At 67.4% G+C, this 8,838-nt stretch carries 9 protein-coding genes and 1 pseudogene; 2 read left to right on the forward strand and 8 right to left on the reverse strand.

Features of this window, described 5'->3' with window-relative positions; translation table 11 throughout:
* The 8 genes and pseudogenes from L995_RS10860 to mnmG all read right to left on the reverse strand — a co-directional run.
* Positions 1-357: pseudogene (locus L995_RS10860) on the reverse strand (class I SAM-dependent methyltransferase); the annotation flags it as partial.
* Between the two features lie 24 nt (positions 358-381).
* On the reverse strand, positions 382-1,416 hold the full coding sequence (locus tag L995_RS10865; protein ID WP_016452287.1) for a peptidoglycan-binding domain-containing protein: 1,035 nt from the start codon (positions 1,414-1,416) through the stop codon (positions 382-384).
* Between the two features lie 195 nt (positions 1,417-1,611).
* The gene (locus L995_RS10870; RefSeq protein WP_047471580.1) at positions 1,612-2,547 is read right to left on the reverse strand and encodes a ParB/RepB/Spo0J family partition protein; all 936 of its coding nucleotides are present in this window, start codon (positions 2,545-2,547) and stop codon (positions 1,612-1,614) included.
* A 13-nt stretch (positions 2,548-2,560) separates the two neighbouring features.
* Positions 2,561-3,106, reverse strand: a complete 546-nt coding sequence (locus L995_RS10875; RefSeq protein ID WP_047471590.1) for an RBBP9/YdeN family alpha/beta hydrolase — start codon at positions 3,104-3,106, stop codon at positions 2,561-2,563.
* A gap of 183 nt (positions 3,107-3,289) precedes the next feature.
* Positions 3,290-4,060 carry a ParA family protein gene (locus tag L995_RS10880; RefSeq protein ID WP_016447291.1) on the reverse strand — a complete coding sequence of 257 codons (771 nt, stop codon included), beginning with the start codon at positions 4,058-4,060 and terminating at the stop codon, positions 3,290-3,292.
* A gap of 13 nt (positions 4,061-4,073) precedes the next feature.
* Positions 4,074-4,688: a LysE family transporter gene (locus L995_RS10885; protein ID WP_016447290.1), complete on the reverse strand. Its 615-nt coding sequence runs from the start codon at positions 4,686-4,688 to the stop codon at positions 4,074-4,076.
* Between the two features lie 106 nt (positions 4,689-4,794).
* The gene (gene rsmG / locus L995_RS10890; protein WP_047471583.1) at positions 4,795-5,457 is read right to left on the reverse strand and encodes a 16S rRNA (guanine(527)-N(7))-methyltransferase RsmG; all 663 of its coding nucleotides are present in this window, start codon (positions 5,455-5,457) and stop codon (positions 4,795-4,797) included.
* Positions 5,454-7,433, reverse strand: coding sequence for a tRNA uridine-5-carboxymethylaminomethyl(34) synthesis enzyme MnmG (gene mnmG / locus L995_RS10895; protein ID WP_016447288.1), 1,980 nt, complete (start codon positions 7,431-7,433; stop codon positions 5,454-5,456). The genes rsmG and mnmG overlap by 4 nt, the downstream gene beginning before the upstream one ends.
* A gap of 302 nt (positions 7,434-7,735) precedes the next feature.
* Between mnmG and L995_RS10900 the strand changes: the two genes are divergently transcribed.
* Together L995_RS10900 and L995_RS10905 are read left to right on the forward strand one after the other, a co-directional pair.
* On the forward strand, positions 7,736-8,323 hold the full coding sequence (locus tag L995_RS10900) for an NADPH-dependent FMN reductase (RefSeq protein ID WP_047471584.1): 588 nt from the start codon (positions 7,736-7,738) through the stop codon (positions 8,321-8,323).
* A gap of 95 nt (positions 8,324-8,418) precedes the next feature.
* Positions 8,419-8,838 (forward strand): glutathione S-transferase N-terminal domain-containing protein (locus L995_RS10905; RefSeq protein ID WP_047471586.1); only part of this gene is annotated, 420 nt, incomplete at its 3' end.

The following is an 8,838-nucleotide window of genomic DNA, read 5'->3' on the forward strand; positions in this document are numbered from 1 at the left end:
CCGCGTATCGGCCAGGCCTTGCAGCGCATCGGCGGGCGTGGGAAACAGCGGCGCATCGCGCCAGGCGTTGAGCGGGTAGACCAGGGCGAGCAGGCCCAGCGCCGCCAGCCACAGCCAGGGGCTGATGGCGGCCAGGCCGCCCGGTCCCCACAGCATCAGGCAGGACAGCGGAAAGCCCGCCGCCACGGCCAGACGCCGCCACCAGGGCGTGGCCAGCAGGCTGGCGAGCACGCCCAAAAAACAGGCCGCCAGCCAGGCGGCCAGCGGCCCTAGGGTCGATTGCAGCGCGGCGTAAACAAGCCAGGCGCCGGCCCAGGCAAGAAGGGCCGGGGCCGGCCAGGGAAGGCGCCGCATCATGCGCGCCCTCCGGCCGGGAGCCGCTTATTGCTGTTGCAGTGCTTGCGAGGTGGCACGGTCGAGGCGGCCGGTCTGCGGCAGGCTCTGGTCGCGCTGGAATTCGCGCAGGGCGTTCTGGGTGTTCTTGCCCATGGCGCCGTCAGGCGTGCCTGCGGTGTAGCCCAGGGCGTTGAGCTTTTGCTGCGCGGCGCGCAGCGACATGCCGGCGGCATTGGCGCCCGGAGCCGATGTCTGCGACGGTGCGGCACCGCCGTCCACGCCCAGGCGTCCACCGCCGCCCAGGCCCTGGCCCTTGACGGTCTGTGCCTTGTAGTTGCGCAGCGCGCGCACCATCTGGTTGTAGGCGTCCATGAAGGCGGCGGCGATCACCTTGCCTTCGGCCGTGCGCGTGTAGCCGCCCAGCGAGGCGCCGGCGGAGCCGCCGAACAGCGCGCCCATGCCGCCCCAGTCGGTCTTGGAAGACGAGCCTTCGGAAGCCGACACCTGCACGCCCGAACGGTTGTCCACCAGGGCCAGCATGACCGAGGCCTCGCGGGTCTTGGTGGCTGCAGCCAGCGCGCCGAAGATGCCGCCTGCGCGGCCGCCGATGGCGCCGCCCATGCCGCCGGCATCGCTCTGGTTGAAGATCACTTCGGGGGACAGGCCGTAGTCGGAGGCCACCATCTGGCCCTTGCCCAGGTTGCTGCCGCCGCGCATTTCGCCCGAGTCCATCAGCGCGCGTTCACGCGCCATGGCACCCATGCCGGCCGCGCCGCGTTCCACGACGATGAAGCAGTTGGACTGCTGGATCATCAGGCGCAGCAGCTGCGATGTGGGCGGCAGGCGGTACTGCTGGGTGAGGATGGTGTACCAGCCGGCGGTCTGGTTCTCGACCAGGGAGATGGTGCCCAGCGAGGAATCGCAGCGCTCCAGCTCGGTGTTGGCGTTCTCGGCGCTGGCACCGCCCGCGGCGCCCGTGGCCACGGTCTTGGCTTCCGGCGAACCCATGCGCATGTCGGTGGTCACGCAGCCGGTCAGCGCCACGGCGGCGATGGCAGTCAGGGCAAGATACTTCTTCACGTTGTAATCCTCTTGGTCTGGTCTAGGTGAATCAGCGCCAGGGCAATGGCGTCCACGCACTGGCAGCGTCGCCAGTCAGCGATTACACACAATTACCCCGCATAACAGCGCGCAAATATACCGGGATTCACCCTCGCGAAAAAGCGCTGCTTTGCTGGAGAACGACAGATCACAGACGGTTACAAGCTGTTGTCATCACTCGGGAGCATCGCCGCGCAAACGTTCAATCAGCCCGTTGAGCGCATCGAGCGAGCCGAACTGGATCGCCACTTCGCCCATTTCCTGCAGCTTGCCGCCCCGGCGCACGGACTTCTTGATGCGCACCTCGACATCGGCCATGAGCAGGTCGGACAGCTCTTCCTCCACGCGCTTGATGTCGCGCGTCTTGCCTTCCTTCTTGGACTTCTGGCGCACCAGGCTGAAGTCGGCGCCGATCTTCTTGACCAGGGCCTCGGCCTCGCGCACCGACAGCTTCTTGGCCGCGATCTGGTTGCCGGCCGTGATCTGGGCCGCGCGGTCCAGCGACAGCAGGGCGCGCGCATGGCCCATGTCGATGTCGCCGGCCATGAGCATGGTCTGCACCGGGTCGGCCAGGTTCAGCAGGCGCAGGATGTTGGTGGCCGCGCTGCGCGAGCGTCCCACGGCCTGGGCCGCCTGCTCGTGCGTGAGGCCGAATTCCTTGACCAGGCGCGACAGGCCCTGGGCCTCTTCCAGCGGGTTCAGGTCCTCGCGCTGGATGTTCTCGATCAGCGCCATGGCGGCGGCGGCCTCGTCGGGCACCTCGCGCACCAGCACCGGCACCTCGGCCAGGCCGGCGATGCGGGCCGCACGGAAGCGCCGCTCGCCCGCGATGATTTCGTACTTGCCGGCGTGGTCGCCCTTGGCCAGGCGGCGCACCAGGATGGGCTGCATGATGCCCTGGGCCTTGATGCTTTCGGCCAGCTCGTAGAGCGCGCCCTCGTCCATGTGGGTGCGCGGCTGGTACTGGCCGGGCACCATCACGTCCAGCTGCAGGATGCTGGGCAGCCCGGTCTCGGCCACGGGGCCGCCGGCCTCTTCCTTGTCGTGGACCTTGGGGCCGAGCAGGGCTTCGAGTCCGCGTCCCAGTCCCTTGGGTTTCTTGGTCACCATGGTGTTGTCCTTGTCAAAGCGACGCCAACAGCGCGTGTCCGCTGTCCCAGTCGCCCAGCCCGCTGGCCGTGTTGAGATGGCCCGAAGGCCCTGCATCGACAAAGCGCGCGCCCCAGGCATCGGCCAGGGTCTGCACGCGCTGCGCGCTGCAATAGATATCGTTGTTGCTGCCGACCACGATGGAGGCAAACGGCAGGCGCTGCATCATCACGGGCGACCAGCCAGGCAGCTGCTCGCGCAGCTGGGGCTGCTCGGTATCGCCGGGGGCGACCAGCAGCGCGCCACGCACCTTGCGGGCGGCCAGCGGCGAATGCGCAGCCCACCACGCCACAAGGATGCAGCCCAGACTGTGGGCCACCAGCACCACCGGGCGCGGCGCGTCGAGCACCGTCTCCTGCAGCCTGGCGCTCCAGTCGCCGCGCAGCGGACGGTCCCAGTCGTTTTGCTCCAGGCGGCGGTAGCCGTGGCGCTGCTCCCAGCGGCTTTGCCAGTGGCCGGCGTCCGAGTTCTGCCAGCCGGGCAGCAGCCAGACGTCCTCGGCAGTCACGCCGATTTGCATGGTCTGCTCAGCCATTTAAATAACCAATGCGCTGAGTTGCGCCTACAGCCCATGAAACCGGCGTGACCCAAGGCCAGTGACAGCAAGCAAGGGCCGCCCCGCAGCGAGGCTGTCGTCCCCCTCCCGCAGGAGAGGGGGAAGGCGCGAAGCGACTCAGGGGGTGTTGTGTCGAACCTTGCATGACTACATCTTCTTGATGCGGCGCACCATCTCGTGCGCGAAATCGATGAAGGCCTTGCTGCCCTTGGCGCCCGGGTCGAAGACCACGCCAGGCACGCCATAGCTGGGCGCCTCGGCCAGGCGCACATTGCGCGGGATCACGGTGTCGAAGACCTTGTCGCCGAAGTGCTCCTTGAGCTGGTCGCTGACCTGCTGCTGCAGCGTGGTGCGCGGGTCGAACATCACGCGCAGCAGGCCGATGATCTGCAGGTCGGGGTTCATGTTGGCATGCACCTGCTTGATGGTGTTGACCAGGTCGGTCAGGCCTTCGAGCGCGAAGTACTCGCACTGCATGGGCACGACCACGCCATGGGCCGCGCACAGGCCGTTCAGGGTGAGCATGGACAGGCTGGGCGGGCAGTCCACGAGCACGAAGTCGTAGTCGGCATCGGCCGCCCTGAGGGCGCCCTTCAGCCGCTCGTTGCGGCGCTCCAGCGTGACCAGCTCGATCTCGGCGCCGCTGAGTTCGCGGTTGGCGCCCAGCACGTCATAGCCCACGGCCTCGGAGCGCACGGCGGCTTCCTTGACGCTGGCGTTCTCCAGCAGCACGTCGTAGACCGACAGCTCCAGCGCGCGCTTGTCCACGCCCGAGCCCATGGTGGCATTGCCCTGGGGGTCCAGGTCGATCATCAGCACGCGCTGGCCGATCTTGGCCAGGCCCGCAGCAAGGTTGACGGCGGTGGTGGTCTTGCCGACCCCACCCTTTTGATTGGCGACACAGAAGATTTTGGCCATGGTATTTACACGCTTATTTGGCGATGGCCAGCTTGAGGCCAAAACCGATCAGGAACACGCCCGCAGTCTTTTCGAGAACCCGGGAAACCGCAGGATTGGCGCGCATGCGCTCGGCCAGATGCGCGGTCAGCAGCACCACGATCAGGCAATAGAGAAAGGTCAGAGCAGCCACCGTGGCCGCCATCACCGCGAACGTGAGCAGGCCCTGGTGGCTTGCGGGATCCACGAACAGCGGGAAGAAGGCCATGTAGAACACGATGGACTTGGGGTTCATCAGGGTGATCAGGCCGGCCTGGCGAAAGTAGTGGCGCGGCTCGATGTGCAGCACGGGCTTGTCGCCGGGCCTGGCTGTGAGCATCCTGAAACCCAGCCAGCCCAGGTAGGCGGCGCCCAGCCACTGCACGGCATGGAAGGCCGCGGGATAGGAGGCCAGCAGCGCGGCAACGCCCGCCACCGCCATCCAGATCAGTACCTGGTCGGCCGCCAGCACGCCGGCGCAGGCCGCCATTCCGGCACGTATGCCGCCCTTGCCGGTGGAGGTGATCAGCGCCAGATTGCCCGGCCCCGGAATCAGCAAAAACAGAAGAATGGCAACAACGAATGCGCTGAAATCGGAGATGCCGAACATGCTGACCCCTGAGCGATGAAAGCTGGGAGTTTATGCGAGGGCCATGGCCAGCGCATGGGGAACATGGCCCCGCCGCAACGCGGCAGTGTGCTATTCGGTAAAAAAATCAGGCTGCAGCAGTGCGCAGCCAGAGGATGCAGCGCTCGGCATCCAGGCCCGGCACCTTCAATGGTTCCACGTGAAACACCTGCACGTCGGCAGGCAGCGCGGCGATTTCCTCGTCGGGGTGCTTGCCCTTCATGGCCAGCCATGTGCCGCCCTCCTCCAGCGCCTGGCGCGACCAGCTGGTGAAGTCCGCCAGCGAGGCAAAGGCACGGCAGCTGATCAGCGGATAGCGCGTGGTCAACTGCTCCACGCGGCTGTGGATGCCGCGCAGGTTGGGCAGGCGCAGAGTGGCCGCCGCCTGCTGGATGAAGGCCGCCTTCTTGCCCACCGTGTCCACGCAGTGCACGTCGATCTGCGGGCAGCAGACGGCAAAGACCACGCCGGGCAGGCCGCCGCCCGATCCCACGTCCAGCATGGCGGTGCGCCCTGCGCGCGCAGGCATCTGGGCCAGGTGGCGCTGCAGGGGCGGCACGGCGGCCAGGCTGTCGAGCAGGTGGTGGGTCAGCATTTCCTGCGGATCACGCACTGCCGTGAGGTTGTAGACCTTGTTCCACTTGCCCAGCAGGGCTTGGAATTCCATCAGCGTATCGACCTGGGCAGGGGAAAGCTCCAGGCCCAGCGCCCGCAGGCCGGCCTCGAGAGGAGCGCGCAGTTCCTGGCTCATGCGGATGCCTCCTCGCCCTTCGCGTCTGTCACATCAGGGGCAAAGCCCCGAAAGCCCCCCTTCTTCAGGTGCACCATCAGCAGCGAGATCGCCGCTGGCGTCACGCCCGACATGCGCGATGCCTGGCCCAGCGTCTCGGGCCTGTGCTTTTGCAGCGACTGGCGCACCTCGAAGGACAGGGCCGGCACCTGCATATAGTCCAGCTCGGCCGGCAGGCGCAGGTTCTCGAAGTGGGCGGCGCGCTGCACCTCGTCCTTCTGGCGGTCGATGTAGCCTGCGTACTTGGCCGCGATCTCCACCTGCTCGACGACGGAGGCGCTGAGATCGCCCAGCACCTCGGGCTGCACATCGGCCGAGGCATAGCGGCCTTCGTTCAGGCTCATCAGCTTGCCGTAGCCCACATCGGGGCGGCGCAGCAGGTCGAAGAGGTTGTATTCACGCTCGATGGACTTGCCCAGCACCCGCTCCGATTCCTCGGGCGCGACGATGCGCGGATTGACCCAGGTGGACTTCAGGCGCTCTGTTTCACGTGAAACAGCATCGCGCTTGCGGCTGAAGGCATCCCAGCGCGCATCGTCCACCAGGCCCATGGCGCGGCCGGCCTCGGTCAGGCGCATGTCGGCGTTGTCCTCGCGCAGCTGCAGACGGAACTCGGCGCGGCTGGTGAACATGCGGTAGGGCTCGGTCACGCCCTTGGTGATCAGGTCATCGACCAGCACGCCCAGGTAGGCCTCGTCGCGGCGCGGCAGCCAGGCTTCCTGGCCGCGGCACTGCAGCGCGGCGTTGAGGCCGGCGAACAGGCCCTGGGCCGCCGCTTCCTCGTAGCCGGTCGTGCCGTTGATCTGGCCCGCGAAGAACAGGCCCTGGATCTGGCGCGTCTCGAAGCTGCTCTTGAGCGAGCGCGGATCGAAGTAGTCGTACTCGATGGCGTAGCCGGGACGCAGGATGTGCGCGTTCTCCAGCCCCTTCATGCTGCGCACCAGTTCGTACTGGATGTCGAAGGGCAGGCTGGTGGAGATGCCGTTGGGATAGAACTCGTTGGTGGTCAGGCCTTCGGGCTCCAGGAAGATCTGGTGGCTTTCCTTGTCGGCAAAGCGGTTGATCTTGTCCTCGACGCTGGGGCAGTAGCGCGGGCCCACGCCCTCGATCTTGCCCGTGAACATGGGGCTGCGGTCAAAGCCGCTGCGGATGATGTCGTGCGTGCGCTCGTTGGTGTGGGTGATCCAGCAGGGCATCTGGCGCGGATGCATGGCCGCATTGCCGATGAAGCTGAACACGGGCAGCACGCCTTCGTTGACACCGCCGGGCATGCCGTCGCCGGGCTGCTCCTCGCACTGCGAGAAGTCGATGCTGCGGCCATCCAGGCGCGGCGGCGTGCCGGTCTTCAGGCGGCCCTGGGGCAGCTGCAGTTCCTTGAGCCGCGACGACAGGCTGACGGCCGGCGGGTCGCCCGCGCGGCCTGCCGCGTAGTTGTTCAGGCCCACGTGGATCTTGCCGTCCAGGAAGGTACCCGCCGTGAGCACCACGGTGCGGCTGCGAAAGCGCACGCCGACCTGCGTGACGGCGCCCACCACGCGGTCGCCTTCGACCATGAGGTCGTCCACCGCCTGCTGGAACAGCCACAGGTTGGGCTGGTTCTCCAGCATGTCGCGGATGGCGGCCTTGTAGAGAATGCGGTCGGCCTGGGCGCGCGTGGCACGCACGGCCGGGCCCTTGGAGCTGTTGAGGATGCGGAACTGTATGCCGCCGATATCGGTGGCCAGCGCCATGGCGCCGCCCAGCGCATCCACTTCCTTGACCAGATGGCCCTTGCCGATCCCGCCGATGCTGGGATTGCAGCTCATCTGGCCCAGGGTCTCGATGTTGTGGCTCAGCAGCAGCGTCCTGCAGCCCATGCGCGCAGCAGCCAGCGCGGCCTCGGTGCCGGCGTGGCCGCCACCGACCACGATCACATCAAATTCCTGTGGGTACAACATGCTTATCACTCCGGGGGCCTGCCCGGCCCAAGCCCCCGACACGGAGCACTCACGCTCCGGCGCTCATGGCAGGTGGCCCTCGTTCATGTAGCGAGGGGAACCCAGCGGGGAACCCGCGATTTTCCCACCTTTGCCGCACCAGTGCCTTGCAAGGGGTCGGCCAGCCCTGCCACCGGGCCGGTACTCTGCCGGTGTTCCACGTGAAACAGGGCGGCGGGCGGCGGCATTCTCCGCAGGATGCTGCGCGCCGCCGCCCGCAACGCGGCCCGCTTGCAAGAAACATGTGCAGGGCCTGTGATGCAATGGCGGCCATGCAGATCCTCATCTTCGCGGGCAGTACCCGCCAACAATCGCACAACCGGCGCCTGGCCGCCGCCGCCGCCGACATGGCGCGCGAACTGGGCGCCCAGCCCACGCTGCTGGAGCTGTCGGATTTCGACATCCCCATGTACAACGCCGACCTGGAGGCCAGCGGCACACCGCCCAACGTGCTGCGCTTCAAGGCCGCGCTGCACAGCCACCCGGCCTGGCTGATCTGCTCGCCCGAGTACAACGGCAGCTACCCCGCCCTGCTCAAGAACGCCATCGACTGGGCTTCCAGCCCCGTGGCCGGTGATGCGGTCTGGTCCGACGGCACCCTGCCCTTTCGCGGCAAGGTCGTGGGCATGGCCAGCGCCTCGCCCGGCGGCCTGGGCGGCCTGCGCGCCCAGTCGCACCTGGCGCCGCTGCTGCTGAACCTGCAGTGCTGGCTGGCACCCGTGAGCCACGCCGTGGGCCAGGCAGGCCAGGCATTCGACGACGCCGGCCGCCTGCAGCGCCCCCAGGACCAGCTGGGCATGAAGGCCGTGCTGGAACAGGTGCTCTGGGCTGCACGGCGCCTGTCGGCCTGAACCCTGGCGCCAGCGCGGTCCCATCATGCGCAGCCCCGCCACATGGGGTTAGCATGGGCGCTTGTCTTTCTTACCCTGATCGGAAGCCATCCACCATGAAGCTCTACTACAGCCCTGGCGCCTGCTCTCTGTCTCCCCACATCGTCCTGCACGAGGCAGGCCTGACCTACGAGCCGGTCCTGGCCAGCACCAAGACGCACAAGCTGCAGGACGGCACGGACTACTACGGCATCAACCCGCTGGGCTATGTTCCCTTCCTCGTGCTCGACGACGGCGACACGCTGCATGAAGGCCCGGCCATCGTCCAGTACCTGGCCGATCTGGTCCCCGAGAAGAAGCTGGCGCCTGCCAACGGCACCATGGCCCGCTACCACCTGCAGGAGTGGCTGAACTTCATCGGCACCGAGCTGCACAAGGGCTTCGGTCCCCTGTTCAACCCCGCCACGCCCGACGACTACAAGCCCGTGGTGCGCCAGCGCGTGCTGGACCGCCTCAAGTGGGTGGACGGCACGCGG

The organism is Delftia sp. ZNC0008 (assembly GCF_000799035.1).
In the GTDB taxonomy this organism is placed as follows: Bacteria; Pseudomonadota; Gammaproteobacteria; order Burkholderiales; family Burkholderiaceae_C; genus Comamonas; species Comamonas tsuruhatensis.